General features: G+C 60.8%; 15 protein-coding genes. 8 read left to right on the plus strand and 7 right to left on the minus strand.

All coding sequences use genetic code 11. From position 1 onward, the window contains the following. Positions 1 to 4: 4 nt before the first annotated feature. From AC0IW7_RS16140 to AC0IW7_RS16165, 6 genes are all read left to right on the plus strand, one after another. A complete protein-coding gene (locus AC0IW7_RS16140) occupies positions 5 to 781 on the plus strand; it encodes a PilW family protein (protein WP_471819360.1) in 777 nt (258 codons plus the stop codon). After that, entirely contained in the window at positions 778 to 1,326 is a 549-nt protein-coding gene (locus AC0IW7_RS16145; protein ID WP_471819361.1) for a pilus assembly PilX family protein, read from the plus strand. Before AC0IW7_RS16140 ends, AC0IW7_RS16145 begins: the two co-directional genes overlap by 4 nt. Beyond that, positions 1,323 to 3,335, plus strand: coding sequence for a pilus assembly protein (locus AC0IW7_RS16150; RefSeq protein ID WP_471819363.1), 2,013 nt, complete (start codon positions 1,323 to 1,325; stop codon positions 3,333 to 3,335). Before AC0IW7_RS16145 ends, AC0IW7_RS16150 begins: the two co-directional genes overlap by 4 nt. Continuing rightward, complete coding sequence (locus AC0IW7_RS16155; RefSeq protein ID WP_471819364.1) at positions 3,322 to 3,771, plus strand: type IV pilin protein; 450 nt, start codon at positions 3,322 to 3,324, stop codon at positions 3,769 to 3,771. Before AC0IW7_RS16150 ends, AC0IW7_RS16155 begins: the two co-directional genes overlap by 14 nt. An 83-nt stretch (positions 3,772 to 3,854) precedes the next feature. Beyond that, the gene (locus tag AC0IW7_RS16160; RefSeq protein ID WP_471819544.1) at positions 3,855 to 4,325 is read left to right on the plus strand and encodes a thioesterase family protein; all 471 of its coding nucleotides are present in this window, start codon (positions 3,855 to 3,857) and stop codon (positions 4,323 to 4,325) included. 141 nt (positions 4,326 to 4,466) lie between these two features. Further along, positions 4,467 to 6,608: a putative bifunctional diguanylate cyclase/phosphodiesterase gene (locus AC0IW7_RS16165; protein ID WP_471819366.1), complete on the plus strand. Its 2,142-nt coding sequence runs from the start codon at positions 4,467 to 4,469 to the stop codon at positions 6,606 to 6,608. Here the strand turns inward: AC0IW7_RS16165 and AC0IW7_RS16170 are convergent. The 5 genes from AC0IW7_RS16170 to AC0IW7_RS16190 all read right to left on the minus strand — a co-directional run bounded on the left by AC0IW7_RS16170 (position 6,593) and on the right by AC0IW7_RS16190 (position 12,675). Further along, complete coding sequence (locus tag AC0IW7_RS16170) at positions 6,593 to 7,054, minus strand: YaiI/YqxD family protein (protein ID WP_471819368.1); 462 nt, start codon at positions 7,052 to 7,054, stop codon at positions 6,593 to 6,595. The genes AC0IW7_RS16165 and AC0IW7_RS16170 overlap by 16 nt on opposite strands. Positions 7,055 to 7,130: 76 nt before the next feature. Further along, a complete protein-coding gene (locus AC0IW7_RS16175) occupies positions 7,131 to 9,047 on the minus strand; it encodes an FTR1 family protein (protein ID WP_471819370.1) in 1,917 nt (638 codons plus the stop codon). A gap of 172 nt (positions 9,048 to 9,219) precedes the next feature. Beyond that, positions 9,220 to 9,852: a homoserine/homoserine lactone efflux protein gene (gene rhtB / locus AC0IW7_RS16180; RefSeq protein WP_471819372.1), complete on the minus strand. Its 633-nt coding sequence runs from the start codon at positions 9,850 to 9,852 to the stop codon at positions 9,220 to 9,222. A 96-nt stretch (positions 9,853 to 9,948) separates the two neighbouring features. Beyond that, positions 9,949 to 10,716 carry a TerC family protein gene (locus AC0IW7_RS16185; protein ID WP_122497473.1) on the minus strand — a complete coding sequence of 256 codons (768 nt, stop codon included), beginning with the start codon at positions 10,714 to 10,716 and terminating at the stop codon, positions 9,949 to 9,951. Between the two features lie 48 nt (positions 10,717 to 10,764). Continuing rightward, positions 10,765 to 12,675, minus strand: a complete 1,911-nt coding sequence (locus AC0IW7_RS16190) for an ATP-binding cassette domain-containing protein (RefSeq protein WP_471819373.1) — start codon at positions 12,673 to 12,675, stop codon at positions 10,765 to 10,767. A 49-nt stretch (positions 12,676 to 12,724) separates the two neighbouring features. Between AC0IW7_RS16190 and AC0IW7_RS16195 the strand changes: the two genes are divergently transcribed. Beyond that, positions 12,725 to 13,174: a TIGR02444 family protein gene (locus AC0IW7_RS16195; protein ID WP_471819375.1), complete on the plus strand. Its 450-nt coding sequence runs from the start codon at positions 12,725 to 12,727 to the stop codon at positions 13,172 to 13,174. Here AC0IW7_RS16195 and AC0IW7_RS16200 read toward each other — a convergent pair. Next, positions 13,171 to 14,277, minus strand: coding sequence for an AlgP family protein (locus AC0IW7_RS16200; RefSeq protein ID WP_471819377.1), 1,107 nt, complete (start codon positions 14,275 to 14,277; stop codon positions 13,171 to 13,173). The genes AC0IW7_RS16195 and AC0IW7_RS16200 overlap by 4 nt on opposite strands. Positions 14,278 to 14,391: 114 nt before the next feature. Between AC0IW7_RS16200 and AC0IW7_RS16205 the strand changes: the two genes are divergently transcribed. Then, positions 14,392 to 15,048 carry an FKBP-type peptidyl-prolyl cis-trans isomerase gene (locus tag AC0IW7_RS16205; protein WP_471819379.1) on the plus strand — a complete coding sequence of 219 codons (657 nt, stop codon included), beginning with the start codon at positions 14,392 to 14,394 and terminating at the stop codon, positions 15,046 to 15,048. A gap of 31 nt (positions 15,049 to 15,079) precedes the next feature. On the opposite strand, the gene rsd is transcribed toward AC0IW7_RS16205, so the two are convergent. Continuing rightward, positions 15,080 to 15,553 (minus strand): sigma D regulator, encoded by a 474-nt coding sequence (rsd, locus tag AC0IW7_RS16210; protein ID WP_471819381.1) that lies wholly within the window; start codon positions 15,551 to 15,553, stop codon positions 15,080 to 15,082. Between the last annotated feature and the right edge of the window lie 181 nt (positions 15,554 to 15,734).

Consider the following 15,734-nt stretch of genomic DNA (forward strand, 5'->3'; position numbering starts at 1 on the left):
CAGCATGAGAACAATGCAGCGTGGACTGTCCCTGGTTGAGCTGCTGGTGGCCCTGGCTATCGGCTCTTTTTTGATGCTCACCTCCGCTCAGGTCGTTATCGACAACAAACTTAGCTACCTCTTTCAACGGGCCCAGGCCGACAACCAGAACAATGCCCGTTTCACCATGCAGTGGCTGGACAGGCAACTGGCCAGAACCGGGTTCAAGCGTCGGCCGGAGCAGGCCATGGAGGCGGCTTTTCCGGCACTCGATGAAGCCGGTTCCGGCGTGCCAGGCTGCGTATTCGCCGCCGGCCAGGTGGTCGTTTCGGTAAACGCCAAAACCCTGTGCATCCGCTATCAACCCAGCGACCGGCAGGAACTCGATTGCCTGGGTAATAGCCGGCCAGCCAACACGGCGAGCCTGGCCATTCCGTATGCCGAACCGGTCGAAGCGTATGTCGAGAAACTGTCCATCAATGCCACCCAGCAACTGATGTGCACCAGCAAAGACGGCACCGCCACGCTGATCGAAGGCATCACCGATGCTCGTTTTGACTTCGGTGTAGCAGCAGCCGGCGCGCTCGACGTTCTGGCCTACACCGCCACGCCTGCGCCCGCCGACTTGGTTCGCAGCATTCGCTACGCGGCGCTTATAAGCGCAGCAGTGCCCGGTGGCACGGCAGCCAGCAACGCTCTGGCCTGGCGCTATTGGTACGAAAAGGACTTCCCCGCAGCGCCCACATTGCGGCTTTACCAAGTGGTGAAAGGCACCGCCACCTTAAGGAATGTACTGCCATGAACCCCACCCACGAGCGAGGCAGCGTTCTGTTGATAACGCTGATTTTAATGGTGGTGGTGACGACGTTAGCGGTGTCCGGCGTTCACGATATCGCCATGGAAACACGCACCCTCACCCGCGACCTGGAGCAGCAACGCTTGCTCAACGCCGCCGAAGCCGGGCTGCGTGAAGCCGAGCGCCACATTAACCAGGCACCCGGCCCCCTGCAAACGTGCGGCACGCAACCATGCTTGCAAGGAATTGCCAGTCATAACGGCGTAGATTTTTCAGCCGCCACTTCCTATCAGGCGGCGCTAGGCCCAACACGCACCGGGGCCACCGCGCGTTGGTATATCCGGCAAATTCCTTCGGCTAGCCAGCAGTCGGCCGATGCTTCGTATGGCGACGCCGCCAAGGCCGGCGGCACGTATTTCTACGAAGTCAGCAGCCAGGCGTTTTTTGCGCATTTGGTATCGCCCGACTTGCCCCTTCATAACAACTGCGCGGTTGCGGCCATTTGTTTGCGTTCCGTCGTGGCGCGCACCTTTCTGGACGGCCGACCATGAGCGCTTTTCATCTGCGGTTTACCGCCTGGGTGCTTGCCGGGCTCAGCTGTCTGTTTGCACCCAAAACCTTGGGCAACGGTGACGACTATTTCCAGAACCGGTTGTGTACCCGGCCGCCCACGCCCACCAGCATGGTGACCTCGCTCGTACCCAGCGTGCGCTACTGGACGCACTTCAACCCGCTGAGCTGGTCGGGCGAGCTGAGCAAAGAGCGGCTCGCCACGGCGACACCAACCACGACACTGTGGCGCGCCAGCGAACACATGCCCCGGCCGCGCCGCCTGCTACTCGCCGGCAGCCATGGGCAATCTGCACTTAAAGACTTTCGCTGGTCAGCGCTCAACGAGCAAGAACGCGCGTTGCTAAATCTTGGCGCCGATGGCGAACCCGACGGATACGGCGCCGCCCGCGTAGCGTTGCTGAGCGGTGAGTCATGCGAGGGTCTGGACGGTTGCGCGCTGCTACGGCCAGGGTTACCCGTACTTGGCGACATCATTAATTCAGTCCCGCTGGTGGTCGGCTCGCCTGATCGTATAGCCAAGGTCATGGACACCTATGACGGATCGCCCGGCGCATACGCCGCGTTTAAGACCAAGCCGCGTCGAGCTCAAGTGTATGTGGGCGCGAATGACGGCCGGTTGCACGCATTCGATGCCGCGACGGGCGAAGAACGCTGGAGCGTTGTGCCCTCGGCGCTATTGCCCAAGCTCGTGACACTGATGACGGTCACCTACGGCATGCAACACGGTGATCCGCACCGCTACTTCATTGACGGCCCATTACTTAGCCAAGACGTTTATTACGACGGCGCCTGGCACACCGTTCTGCTCGTTAGCTTTGGCGCGGGTGGACGCGGGTTGCTGGCGCTGGATGTCAGCGAACCGGACCTGCCTGTTCACCTGTGGGAATACACCGCCAGTAACGACCCGCACCTGGGCCATGTGTTAACCGCACCGACCATCGCCCGCCTGCATACCGGACAGTGGGCCGTCGTTCTAGGCAACGGGATCGACGTGCCAACCGATACGGCTGCCCTGCTGCTGCTCGACATTCGCACTGGAGCGCTTATTCGCCGAATCGTCACACCCCGACCAGCGCCGGGTCTGGCAATGCCGCGAGTGGTCGACACCAATGGCGATGGCAACGCTGATTACGCGTACGCCGGAGATAACCTCGGCAACCTGTGGCGTTTCGACTTATTCGATACAAGCGTGGGCGGGCTGGACAAGCCTGCGCCGCCACACACCGTCAGCCCCGACAATTTCCGCCTGGCGTTCGCCGGCACCCCGCTATTCAGCGCACCGACTCGTACGAGCGCCTCGGCTGCGCCGCCAATCACCATGGCGCCGTCAGTGGTCAGTCACCCTTCAGAGCAGGGCTACTTGATCCTGTTTGGCACAGGGCAAAACCACCTGAATCCAGATGTCGATCAGCACAGCCTGTATGCCGTTTGGGACCGCCAAACCCGAGGTGAAAAAACCGGGGCTGCCGACGTCGTCCGTTTCGAGTCGCTACAGCAACAGCAGATCAGCCCACCGCTGCGTTTAACCAACCATGCGGTGAGCTGGCAGCTTCCTGGCGCTGCGACTGGCGACAAACGCGGTTGGTATATCGACCTGCAACCGGGCACCGCAGGGGCCGGCAGCGAGCGCCTGACTGATCCGCCAGAGAAACACGGCGAGTTGCTGTTTGTGCGCACCCGCATCCCGTCCATTGCCCCCTGCCAGCGCGACGTCGAGCGCCGTCTTTACGCGATCAGCTCAGGCACCGGTAGCGGCGCGCTGTTCCCCGTGTTTGATTTCAATCACGATGGCCGGGTAGACGAGCAAGACACACGAGAGGGTGACCTGCCCTCTGGCATCAACGTTGACGAAAACGTGCACATCGTCGTCGACCCTACGACAGGCGCGCCGTGTGTGCTGGGTAATAACGGCTGTGCATCGATTTCTCTCGGCCCTCGTGCGAACGGGCGGCAAAGCTGGAGGGTGATCACCGATGTCACACCGTGAACCAACCCTCGCGCGACGTTTCGCCGGCTTTAGCTTATTGGAGCTGATGGTGGTGCTGACCATCATGGGCCTGCTGTATGCCTTCGCAATGCCGCAGTACCGCCAATACGTGCTGCGCACTAATCGCACCGAGGCGCAGGCTCTGCTGGTCGACACGGCTGCTCGACAGGCCCGCTATTACGCGCAAAACCAGCTGTACGTCACCACGGTGGCGTCGCTGCGCGAACTGCAATTGCCCCACACCGACGGCGACGTTGTGCTGAGCGCCAATGGCCTGTACCGCTTAATCGTCGAGCCGGGCGACGGCGGCTACCTGCTGCGGGCCGAACCGACTGGCGCGCAGCAGGCAGACACCGCCTGCGCCTCGCTGCTGCTCAATGGCGCTGGAGTCACCGGTTCGACGGGTAATGCGACACCGCAGGAATGCTGGAAGTAATGGCCAAAACGGCCCCACCACGGCGATAGCGGATGCCCGCTGCTTGCGGCACGCTAAGCCACACCCCTAAGAGCGAATACGCCATGCCCGACTCGACATTCGAACTCACCCCGGAACTCAAGCAAGCCGTGCATAGCTTCTTTGAGCGCATTCCGTTTAATCAAATGTTGGGGATACGTATCGACGATCTCTCGACCGAGCAGGTGTTGATGTCGTTACCGATGCAGCCGGCGCTGGTAGGCAACTTTGTTCACGGCATTCTTCATGGTGGTGTCATCTCGGCCCTGCTCGATGTTACCGGTGGCGCCATGGCCTTGATCGGCGCGTTTGAGCGGCATCAGAACCTGGGCACTGCCGAGCGTATGGAGCGGTTGTCCAAGCTCGGCACCATCGATTTACGCGTGGACTATCTGCGGCCGGGACGCGGTGAGCACTTCGTCGCCAAAGCCGTGCTCCTGCGCTCCGGCAATAAAGTCGCGGTGGTACGCTCGGAACTGCATGCCGACGATGGCACGCTGGTGGCGGTGGGTACCGGTACTTACCTATGCGGTTAGCTGGGTCGAACAGGGTTTACGTGCGCCCTGCCCGAACCGACCAAAAGCGTGGCGTCCACTCGTGCCGCCCTTTAAGATGCCAAAAAATGGCAATGCGCCACTATTGATGGCCGTGCCGCCTAATCTTGGTTGGAGCTTGTGATGCCCTTGCTGCACTTCCTCGCGGACATGCCGGCCAACCAGACGGTCCTCCTCGACTGCCGACACGATCCCAGCCTGGTGTTATTGGCCTATCTGGTCGCCAGCGCCGCCGGTTTCACTGCCCTGGCTATGGCCAATCGGGTCAGCAGCAGCCGCACCATGGGCGGACGCGAACTGTGGCGCTGGATTGGCGCCTTCGCTCTGGGCGGCGGTATCTGGTCGATGCACTTTATCGCCATGTTGTCCTTCAGCGCGCCGCTGCACATCGGCTACAACTTCTATATCACCCTGCTCTCGCTGCTCATTGCTGTTGCCGTGTCGTATGCGGTCATGTGGGTGATCAGCCGCAAACGGCTGGCGCCGTGGCAATACGTGGCCGCCGCCGTCACGGCGGGTGTTGGCATTGCCACCATGCATTACAGCGGCATGGCCGCTATTGAGTCTGCCGCCACGCTGTACTACGACCCCACACTGTTTGCCGTGTCGATACTGATCGCCATCGGCGCTTCGCTCGCAGCCTTAGTGCTGGCGTTCTATTTTCGCGGCAAGACTGGCGAGCGCGCACACTGGCTGCGCATCCTGGCCAGTCTGGTGATGGGCGGCGCGATTGCCTCAATGCATTTCACCGGCATGGCCGCCATGACCCTGGCCGTGCCGTCAGACCTGTATGCCCACGTGCTGCGCCCCGTGGCGGAAACCGGCGAGCAAACGGTTCTGGCTGTGTCAATTGGCCTGATTGCGCTGATGATCATCGTCGCCGGCATCGGTGCCAGTTGGGCCGACCAGCGCCTGCGCGAACAACACGCCAAGTTGCGCCAGGTGGCGCAGGAACTGAACGCCGTTACGCAGTACGACCCGCTGACCAACCTGTTCAATGGCCGTGCGTTCACCCAGTTGGCCAACCGTGCATTGGGCGCCGTAGAGCCACAGCAGCGTTGGGCGCTGCTGTTTATTGATCTGGATAATTTCAAACGCATCAACGACAGCCTCGGCCACGCTACCGGCGACCATTTGCTGCAACTGGTTGCCCAGCGCATTCGCTCCGCGTTGGGTGGCGAGGATGTACTGGCGCGTTTTTCTGGTGACGAGTTTTGCGTGCTCGCCCGCGTTGAGCACGGCTACCAGGCTGAACAGTTAGCCAGCCGCATCGTCGACCAACTGCAAACGCCGTTCAGCCTGGCCTGCGGCCAGATTACCCAAACCGCCAGCATTGGCCTGAGCCTGTTCCCGCAGGACAGCGCCGACTACGACGCCCTGTTCAAACACGCCGGCCTGGCCGTGGGCTATTGCAAGCAGAACGGGCGCAATCGCAGCCTGCGGTTTAGTCCGGATCTGGAGCGCCGCGCCCATATGGACCTGACGCTGGAGCAGGACTTGCGTCGCGCGCTCAACGAAGACGGGCTTCACGTTCACTATCAGCCCATCGTCTCCAGCGAGACCGGGCAGGTGATGAGCCTTGAAGCACTGGCGCGCTGGAATCACCCGGAGCGCGGCGCCGTCAGCCCGGAGGTGTTCGCGCCGCTGGCCGAGCAGCATGGTTTTATCGTCGAACTGGATTTGTGGGTGGCCGAACGCGCTTGCCGCGATCTGATGGCGCTGCGCAAGGCCGGCTTCCCCGAGTTGCGCGTGGCGTTCAACTGCTCCGCCCTGAACCTGTCGAACCGGGCGCTCCCTGCCGCCATCGGGCACATTCTGGCGCGCACCGAACTGGATTCCTCCGGCTTGGTGATGGAGGTGACCGAGAATGCGCTGATGAACAACCTCAATACGGCGGTTGAAATCCTCGAAGAAATCCGCCGGCTCGGGGTGAAAATTTCCATCGACGACTTTGGCAGCGGCTATTCCTCGCTGGCCTACCTGCGCAAGTTGCCGGTTAACAGTTTGAAAGTGGATCGCTCGTTTATCCGTGAAATTCCGGCACAACCGAACGATATGGCGATTACCGCAGCGATTATCGCCATGGCCCACAAGCTCCAGTTGAAAGTAGTCGCTGAGGGCGTGGAGACCGAGGAGCAGTTGGACTTTCTGCGCGCCAACGACTGCGATCTGATTCAGGGCTATCTGTTCAGCCGACCCCTGTCGCTGGAGGCGCTGCAGCTTTGGCTTACGCCGCCGCAAGCCTCGCCTCAGCTCAGCGCCTGACGACTCAGGCGCGTGAGAATGCGGTCCAGGCTGTTGGCAAATGCCTGCTTTTCGCGCTCGCCGTAAGGCCCCTGCCCGCCGCCAACCTGGCCCTGCTCACGCAGGTCAGTGAACAAGTTTCGTACGGCCAAGCGCTCGCCCATATTCCCGGCGTCGAACTCGCGGCCTCTGGGGTCGAGGGCCGCCACGCCCTTTTTTACCAGCCGGTCGGCCAGTGGTACGTCGCTGCAAATAACCAGATCACCAGGCGCCGCGTGTTCGACCAGGTAGTCGTCGGCGGCATCCGGGCCGCTGGGCACCACGATCAGCCGCACGCAGGCAAACGCAGGTTTGGTCTGGCTTTGGCCTGCGACCAGCAGCACCTCGAACTGGCGTTTCAAGGCGAACTTGACCACCTGATCTTTCGCCGCTTTGGGACACGCATCGGCATCGATCCACACGCGCATACAACACTCCTGTCATTCGAAAACGAAAACGGGCGAGCAGTGTGACACTGCTCGCCCGTTCGCCTAACCGCTGCGTTTAGCTGGCGCTAGCCGCCTGCTCACGCTGGCGCGCCGTGACGAAACTGCGGCCATAGAGCAAGGCGATGGCGACAAGGGCAATCGCCTGCGCCGACAACGAGTAAAGATCGGCATGAATACCCAGCCACTCGAATTCGATAAATGGAACCGGGTGCGTGCCGAACACGCCGGCCTCTTGTAGCGCTTTCACGCCGTGGCCAGCGAACACCACCGACAGCGCGCAGAGCAACGCGGCGTTGATGCCGAAGAACACGCCCAGTGGCAGACGCGCGGAACCGCGCAAAATCACCCAGGCCAGGCCGACCAGCAGCACACACGCCGTGGCGCCACCGGCCAACACCGCCGTGTGGCCGGCTGGACCGGCCTGCAGCCAGAGGGTTTCGTAAAACAGGATGACTTCGAACAGCTCGCGGTACACCGAGAAGAACGCCAGGATCGCAAAGCCGAAACGCCCGCCGCCGCCAACCAGGCTGCTCTTGATGTAATCCTGCCAGGCAGCGGCGTGACGACGGTCGTGCATCCACACGCCCAGCCACAACACCATCACGGCGGCGAACAACGCCGTGCAGCCTTCGAGCAGTTCACGCTGTGCGCCGCTGACGTCGAACAAATAAGCCGCCGCCGCCCAGGTGAACACGCCGGCCAACATCGCCAGGCCCCAACCAATGTGCACGCTACGCTCGGCAGATTGCTGGCCGGTGTTGCGCAGGAAGGCGAGGATGGCGGCCAGCACCAGAATCGCTTCCAGGCCTTCGCGCAGCAGAATCAGGAGTGCCGAGATAAAGCTCAGCGACTGGCTCAAGCCATCGCTGCCCAACAGCTTGGCCGACTCCTGCAGTTTCGTTTTGGCGAACTCGAGCTTCTGCGCAGCCTGGGGCAGTGGAAGGCCGTCTTGCAGCGATTGCCGATAGGCCATGAGCGCTTTTTCGGTGTCTTTTCGCACTTGCGCGTCGACGTTGTCGAGCGAGCTTTCTACCAGCTCGAAACCTTCCAAATAGGCAGCCACTGACAGGTCGTAAGCCTGGTCGTGATCACCGGCGCCATACGCAGCGAGACTCTTGTCCAGGGTGACGCTGGTGTAGTCGAGCAGTTGCTGCGGACCGCGTTGCACCACCGGAGGCTGTGCGCGTTGACTGCGGAACAACGCAGCCGCCGGTTCGCCTTGGCTGGCGGCGATCTCGTCGGGGGTCTGTCGAGCCAGTTCGGCGAGGTCGAAGGTTTTTTCTTTCGCGCCGTCGGCAGCCGGGGCTGTTTTCGCCGCGCTGAAGCTGGCGATGTACACCGCCAGGTCCCAACGCTGACGCTCATCCAATTGGTCGGCAAAGGCCGGCATGTCGGTGCCTTCGATGCCCAGGGTGGTGGCGCTGTAGAGGTCGTACAGGCTGAGGCGGCCGAGGCGTTTGGCATCCGTCAGGTTTGACGGCGCCGGTTCCAGGCCGATGCCGGCCGGGCCATCACCCAGCCCGGCATCACCGTGGCAGACCGCACATTGCTGCGCGTAAATGGGTGCGCCGCGGGTTGGGTCCGGCGTGATTACCGGTGCCTGGCTAACTTCGTAAGCCGCTGCCACCTGGGCGCTGAGCTGACGCGCCTGACGACTGACCGTGGCGGGTTCTTGCTGCTTGGCCATGGCGTCGTGCAGGGCTTGTGCGCCCTGCTCAATGTCACCGCGCTGCGGGCGCGCCGGCAGGGCGACGATCAAGCCTTGCAGCGTGGTCAAAGCATCAAGTTGTTTTTGGTAGCCGTCGGCGTTGATGACCTGACCGGCATTCACCGAATCGGCATAGTCGGCGCTGATGTAATCCAGCAAATGTATGGCTTGGGCGGTTCCTTCCACCGGGTCAGCGAATGCGTTCAGGCTCAAAACAGACAACAGCGAGAGGAGGCACAACAACACGCGGGAAGAGGTAAACATGATTCCATCCCAAATAAGAATGGCTGACATTGTTACCTTCCTATCGTTCTCACTCAAGCCTTGTAACAAAGCTTTTCGTAATCGCGGCGATTAGGAATCGGCGGAATTCGCAAACGTAGAAGGGAAAAGGGCGCGATCCGCTTGGAACGCGCCCCGAAAAGTAAAGGCAGGCTTAACTCACCGCTCGGCGGACGCTGGCCAGCAAACCGGCCGCGCCAATGAACAGCGCGCCAAAGGTGCGGTTCATCACCCGTTGCTGACGCGGCGTGCGCAGCAAGCGCAGCACACGAGAGGCCAAGCCGGTGTAGCCGGCCATCACAATCAGGTCGACGGTAATCATGGTCGAGCCCATGGTCAGGTATTGCATCAGCTGCGGCGCTTTCGGGTCGATGAATTGCGGCAGCACCGCCAACATGAACACCACGGCTTTGGGATTGCTGACGTTCACCAGGAAACCGCGAAGCACCAATGTCAGCGGACGACCAGACGGACGCACTGCCGCCTCATCAGCCAGATCGCTTGGCAGCGCCCGCCACTGCTTGATTCCCAAGTACACCAGGTAAATCACGCCAAACCATTTGATCAGGCTGAAGGCTAATTCCGAAGCCGACAAGATTGCGCCCACGCCCGCCGCGACAATCGCAATTTGCAGGGCCAAGCCAAGTTGCAAGCCCAACGCGTTCCAGTAGCCGCGCCAAAACCCATATTGCAGGCCGGCCGACATCGAGGCGATTGCGCCTGCGCCAGGGGAAAGACTGATTAACCAACAGGCCACGAAAAACGCCAACCAGGTTTCGAGCAACATGGCTGCGAACCTCAACGATAGGGGGGCGCTTACGGTAACGCGCTGTGTGGCGACTGACTAGCACAGTCACCACACAGTTGAGGAGCACAGCGCCGCTTAGGCGTCCGGGCTATTTTTGCGCAGTTGCACAGCGTCAACATTCTTGCTCGCCGCCCGAGCCCGGGCGGTGCGCATTTTGATGTTGATGGCTTCCACTGCCAGCGAGAACGCCATGGCGAAGTAGACGTAGCCTTTTGGCACATGCACTTCGAAGGCTTCGGCGATCAACACGGTGCCGACGACGATCAAGAACGACAGCGCCAGCATTTTCAACGACGGGTGCTTGTCGATGTATTCGCTGATGGTGCTGGCTGCCAGCATCATCACGCCCACGGAAATCACGATGGCCGCGATCATCACTGGTACATGTTGCACCAGGCCGACGGCGGTGATTACCGAGTCGAGGGAGAAGATGATGTCGATGATGGCGATCTGCGTGATGATCCCCATAAAGCCGTACACCTTGCCGCCGGCTTTGGCCTCTTCTTCAGCGCCTTCAAGGCCGTGATAAATCTCGGCGGTGCTTTTGAACAGCAGGAACAGGCCACCAAAGAACAGAATCAGGTCACGCCCGGAAATGCCTTGCTCGAACACGGTGAACAGATCCGTGGTCAGGCGCATCACCCAGGTGATCGACAGCAGCAACAGAATTCGGGTGCCCATGGCCAGGGCTAGGCCGAAGAAGCGTGCTTTGGGTTGTTGCTCGATCGGCAGTCGGCTGACCAAAATCGAGATGAAGATGATGTTGTCGATGCCAAGGACGATTTCCAAAGCGGTCAAGGTCAGAAACGCGACCCAGATCTCTGGACTCATTAGCCATTCCATAGTGTTGCCTCAAAAGGGGTAAGTGGTGGTCCGTCAGGTTCTTTGCTTTCAGTCGACTTGGGCCAGTTGTTGCTCGAGGCTTTCCAGGTGTTCCAGCGCCAGCATCCAAGCCTCTTCCAGCTCGCCTTCACGGACCTTCATTTTGGCTTGTTCGGCAAGAAGATCGCGCAATTCGTCTTTACGCGATGTTTCATAAATCGCCGCATCACCGAGTCGCTCTTGAACCTTAGCGAGCTTTTCGTGCAGCAGCCCCAGCTCTTTTTCCAGCTTTTCTGCTTCACGCTTGTGCGGCGCCAGTTGCTGACGCAACGCAGCAGCGGCTTGGCGTTGGGCGCGCTTGTCGGTCTTGTCACCGGCCGGCGCGCTGCTGCTGACGGGCGCCTGGCGCGCACGGTAGTCGACGAGCCAACGCGCGTAATCTTCTAGATCGCCATCGAACTCCTGAATGCGCCCTTCGGCGACCAGCAGGAATTCATCGGTGGTGCTCTTGAGCAAGTGGCGATCGTGAGACACCACCACCACGGCGCCCTCGAACTCTTGCAAGGCCATGGTCAAGGCCAGGCGCATTTCCAGATCGAGGTGGTTAGTGGGTTCGTCGAGTAGCAGCAGGTTAGGCTTTTCCCAGGCGATCAGCGCCAAGGCCAAGCGTGCTTTCTCGCCGCCGGAGAAATTCACCACCGGTTCGTCGCAGCGCGGGCCACGGAAGTCGAAGCCGCCGAGGAAATCGCGCAGCGTTTGCTCACGCTCAGTCGGCGCCAGGCGTTGCAGGTGCAACAGCGGGCTGGCTTTGTTATCCAGCGAGTCCAGTTGGTGCTGAGCGAAGTAGCCAACCACCAAGTTCTCGCCACGAACCAGGCGCCCGCCAATTACCGGCAATTCGCCGACCAGAGCTTTAATCAAGGTGGATTTGCCCGCACCGTTTGGCCCCAGCAAACCGATTCGCGCGCCCGGCACCAGGCCGAGTTTTACTTTCTCCAACACCACCTTATCGCCGTAGCCCAGGCGGCCATCAGACAGGTTAAGGAGCGGGCTGGAAATCTTGTCGGCTTCACGGAAGGTGAAGTCAAACGGCGAGTCGACATGGGCAGCCGACAGCTCCTCCATACGCTCCAACGCCTTGATCCGACTTTGGGCCTGACGCGCTTTGGTCGCCTGTGCTTTAAAGCGGGCGATGTACTTTTCCATGTGCGCGCGCTGCGCCTGCTGTTTCTCATACGCCTGTTGCTGCTGGGCCAACCGCTCAGCCCGGGCACGTTCGAACGCGGTATAGCCGCCGCGATACAGCACAAGTTTGCGCTGATCGACATGGGCAACGTGATCGACCACAGCGTCGAGGAAATCGCGGTCGTGGGAAATCAGCAGCAGCGTGCCGGGGTAACTCTTCAGCCACTCTTCAAGCCAGAGAATGGCGTCGAGGTCCAAGTGGTTGGTGGGCTCGTCGAGCAAAAGCAAATCGGAGGGACACATCAGCGCCTGGGCGAGGTTCAGGCGCATCCGCCAGCCGCCGGAAAAACTGCCGACCGGGCGGTCCATCTGCTCATTGCTAAAGCCTAGGCCTGCGAGCAATTTGCGCGCGCGGGCATCGGCGGTGTAGCCGTCGGCAGCGTCCAGCTCGGCGTGCAGGCGCGCCTGCGCAGCGCCGTCGTGCGAGGTTTCGGCAGCGGCCAGGTCGGTTTGTACTTGGCGCAAGCGCACATCGCCATCAAGCACATAGTCCACGGCGATGCGCTCAAGGGTATCGACCTCTTGGCGCATGTGCGCGATGCGCCAATCGGCAGGCAGAAAGCAGTCGCCGGAATCGGGCGTCAACTCGCCGCGCAGCAACGCAAACAGGCTGGATTTGCCGGCGCCGTTGGCACCGATTAAACCGGCTTTATGGCCGGCGTGCAGCGTCAGCTCGGCGTCTTCTAACAAACGCTGAGGGCCACGCTGTAAAGTGAGGTTTTGTAGTCGAATCATAATGGCGGCGGAGTCTACCAGCTTCGTTCGCACATCGCCTGGAAAGACCATGCCCTCTGACCTGTGGAGTTTTGCCAATACCTTGTACGCCGTCGCTGGCGTCGAAACCGCGTGCCTGCGTTTGCAAGCGCAAGGTGCCGATGTGTGCCTGGTGTTGTGCGCCGCATGGCTGGATCGACGCCGCGTCGCCTGCACACCATTACGTATTCAGGCGTTAACGGATCTAGCCACGCCCTGGCAGCAAACCGTAATCACGCCACTGCGCCACCTACGGCAACGCTGGCGCGAAACAGCCGCCCACGATCATGCCGTCGCCGACCTGCGCGAGCACATTAAAACGTTGGAATTGCAGAGTGAGCGTGAGCTGCTCGAACGCTTGCAGCAATTAGCGAGCGAATGGCCAACAGGGGAAACAGAGGACGATTGGCTGACTGCCGTGGCCGGCCAGCATGACCGCGACGCGCTGGCATTGCTGCGCGTCGCGGCCAGTCACACTTAGGACAAGCTCGGCACGCCGCTACCGTTGGTAGTAGGTGTTGCGGCAGCGGGTGCTGCCGGAGCAGCCACTGGCGCAGGCGCCGCGGCCGGTTTTACCGGTGCCGCTGGCTTGGCTGCGACCGGCTTGGCAGCAGGTTTGGCAGCAGGTTTTGCTGGTGCCTTGGCAGCGGGCTTCGCAGCAGGTTTAGCAACGGCTTTGGCCGCCGCTTTTACCGCAGGTTTAGCAGCCGGTTTGGCGGCGACCTTGGCAGCTGCAGGCTTAGCGGCAACGGCCGGTTTGGCTGCTGGTTTAGCTGCGGCAGGCTTGGCGGCGGCCTTCGACGCTGGTTTGGCGGCTGCCTTGGCGGGTGCTTTAGCAGCAGGTTTTGCTGCTGGCTTAGCAGCCGGTTTGGCGGCGGCTTTCACCGGTGCTTTGGCGGCAGGTTTGGCTGCGGTCGACGCGGCTTTTACCGGTGCTTTGGCGGCTGGTTTGGCTGTGGTGGACGCGGTCTTCGCAGCCGGTTTCGCGGCAGCTTTCACGGGCGCTTTTTTCGCAACGGGTTTGGCCGGTGCTTTGGCAGCTGGTTTAGCGGGTGCTTTGGTGGCGGGCTTGGCGGCGGCTTTTACCGGCGCTTTGGCAGCGGGTTTAGCAGCCGGCTTGGCCGCCGCTTTTGCCACGGGAGCTTTGGCAGTTGGTTTGGCGGGAACGGGTTTGGGCGCCGCGCTGCGGGCACTCAGTGCTTTGGCAACGGACTCTTTCACCTTGCCAACGCCTTGGGCCAATTTCAGGCTTTCCTGGGCATCGCGCTTGAGCTGCACGATGTAGTTACGCGTTTCGGCCTGGCTGGCTTTAAGGGTGTCGAGCAACGTCTCCAGTTCGGCGACGGCTTGCTTGGCTTTGTTCTGTGCTTTGTTCTTGCCTGCGGTGGTCGCGGCTTGCAGCAAGCTGCGCGCGTCGTGCAGTTTTTCCTGGGCTTTGCCGCGCTGTTTTTCCAGTTTGGCGAGCAGCTTTTCAGCGTCGACCAAAGCTTGGGAGCAAGCACTTTCGAGATGATCCAGCAGGCTTTGAGAAAGCTGCTGCAGCAGATGCAAAGGAGTGGTTACCGATTTCTTATTGGCCGACATGACGCGCCTCCTGGCGAACGTTGGTGCGGCCCATACTAGCCGGCCGTTTCGCCGCTCGCCAGTTCCGCGATGAGTGCTGGCATAATCGCCGCACTCGTCGCTCGGAGAACGCCAATGTCGCGTTATCTTTTACCGCTGTTTTTCCTGCTCGCACCGCTCGCAGTCAGCGCCACAGAGGCGCAGGAAAACCAGCACGACCTGGCTTATAGCCTGGGCGTAAAACTGGGTCAGCGTCTGCGCGAAGAAGTGCCCGATTTGCAGCTGCAAGCCTTGCTTGACGGGCTGCGCCAGTCCTATCGCGGCGAGCCGTTGCAGCTCGATGCCAAGCGCATGGAACAGCTACTGGCCGAGCACGAAACCCAACTCGCCGAAGCTCCTGTCGATGATCAAAAAGCGCGGCAGGCGGAAACGCGCTTCATGGTCAATGAAAAGGCCAAGAATGGGGTACGCGAATTGCCCGGCGGCGTGCTGTACAACGAACTGCATCGCGGCCAGGGACCTGTGCCAAATGCAAACGGTCGCGTGCGAGTGAAGTACGTGGGGCGTTTTGCCGATGGCAGCGTGTTTGACGAGAGTGCGCAGCCAGTGTGGTTCAAGCTCGACAGCGTGATAACCGGGTGGCGAATTGCGCTGCGGGAAATGCCGGTGGGCAGCAAGTGGCGTTTGGTGATTCCGTCTGCCCAGGCCTATGGCGCCGAAGGGGCCGGCGATTTGATTGCGCCCTACTCGCCCTTGGTATTTGAACTGGAATTGCTTGAGGCCGCCGACTAAGCGACGGCCCCGTTAACCACTCAACAACGGCTTAGACGACTGGCGCCGCCTGTTGTTGATGCGCGTTGTGCAGCACTTCGATCAAACAGTCTTCAAGCTCGAAGCGCTCGTGAAGCAATTGCCCTAAACGCTTCAACTCAGCGGCCACCAGAGCGGCGTCGCTGCAGTCACCTTTGTCGCAACGATCATTGAAGGCCAGCGCCACTTCGGTAATGGCTTCAATGCGTGGATAAATCTGTTTGGCCAACTCCAGCCCGCGATCGTCACCAAAGGCCTTGGCTTCATTGGTGAGTTGTTCGTAAACCTCGAAGTGACCAGCCGACACGTAATCTACCAACACTTCACAAAACCGTTGCAGGGCCTGTTCGTTGGCTTCCTTCGAAGCGGCTTCGTCGTGCAATACATCAAAACTACGGACCAATTCGTGGCGTTCTTGCAGCCAGCGGTCGATTAGTAGATGCACCCCACCCCAGCGTTCTTGGGCGTTCTGACAGCTCTCGAGCATGATGACTCACTCCCCTTGATTCAATGCTGTTTCTACGTCTGCTCCGAGACGGTTTTTTGTCATTCGGCGCTTTACAACGGCATTTAACCGACGCTTTGTGCTGGCCAGATTATGCCCGCCCGCTACGCCCTACAAGGCGCCACAGGAGAAAGTTTCATACGCCCGTTTGATCGCAATGCCG

Source organism: Pseudomonas sp. AC229 (genome assembly GCF_979254655.1).

Excerpts from the sequence above, each read along its gene's own strand:
- AC0IW7_RS16140 (WP_471819360.1), top strand. The coding sequence starts at position 5 with ATGAGAACAATGCAGCGTGGACTGTCCCTGGTTGAGCTGCTGGTGGCC.
- AC0IW7_RS16145 (WP_471819361.1), top strand. The coding sequence starts at position 778 with ATGAACCCCACCCACGAGCGAGGCAGCGTTCTGTTGATAACGCTGATT.
- AC0IW7_RS16150 (WP_471819363.1), top strand. The coding sequence starts at position 1,323 with ATGAGCGCTTTTCATCTGCGGTTTACCGCCTGGGTGCTTGCCGGGCTC.
- AC0IW7_RS16155 (WP_471819364.1), top strand. The coding sequence starts at position 3,322 with ATGTCACACCGTGAACCAACCCTCGCGCGACGTTTCGCCGGCTTTAGC.
- AC0IW7_RS16160 (WP_471819544.1), top strand. The coding sequence starts at position 3,855 with ATGCCCGACTCGACATTCGAACTCACCCCGGAACTCAAGCAAGCCGTG.
- AC0IW7_RS16165 (WP_471819366.1), top strand. The coding sequence starts at position 4,467 with ATGCCCTTGCTGCACTTCCTCGCGGACATGCCGGCCAACCAGACGGTC.
- AC0IW7_RS16170 (WP_471819368.1), bottom strand. The coding sequence starts at position 7,054 with ATGCGCGTGTGGATCGATGCCGATGCGTGTCCCAAAGCGGCGAAAGAT.
- AC0IW7_RS16175 (WP_471819370.1), bottom strand. The coding sequence starts at position 9,047 with ATGTTTACCTCTTCCCGCGTGTTGTTGTGCCTCCTCTCGCTGTTGTCT.
- rhtB (WP_471819372.1), bottom strand. The coding sequence starts at position 9,852 with ATGTTGCTCGAAACCTGGTTGGCGTTTTTCGTGGCCTGTTGGTTAATC.
- AC0IW7_RS16185 (WP_122497473.1), bottom strand. The coding sequence starts at position 10,716 with ATGGAATGGCTAATGAGTCCAGAGATCTGGGTCGCGTTTCTGACCTTG.
- AC0IW7_RS16190 (WP_471819373.1), bottom strand. The coding sequence starts at position 12,675 with ATGATTCGACTACAAAACCTCACTTTACAGCGTGGCCCTCAGCGTTTG.
- AC0IW7_RS16195 (WP_471819375.1), top strand. The coding sequence starts at position 12,725 with ATGCCCTCTGACCTGTGGAGTTTTGCCAATACCTTGTACGCCGTCGCT.
- AC0IW7_RS16200 (WP_471819377.1), bottom strand. The coding sequence starts at position 14,277 with ATGTCGGCCAATAAGAAATCGGTAACCACTCCTTTGCATCTGCTGCAG.
- AC0IW7_RS16205 (WP_471819379.1), top strand. The coding sequence starts at position 14,392 with ATGTCGCGTTATCTTTTACCGCTGTTTTTCCTGCTCGCACCGCTCGCA.
- rsd (WP_471819381.1), bottom strand. The coding sequence starts at position 15,553 with ATGCTCGAGAGCTGTCAGAACGCCCAAGAACGCTGGGGTGGGGTGCAT.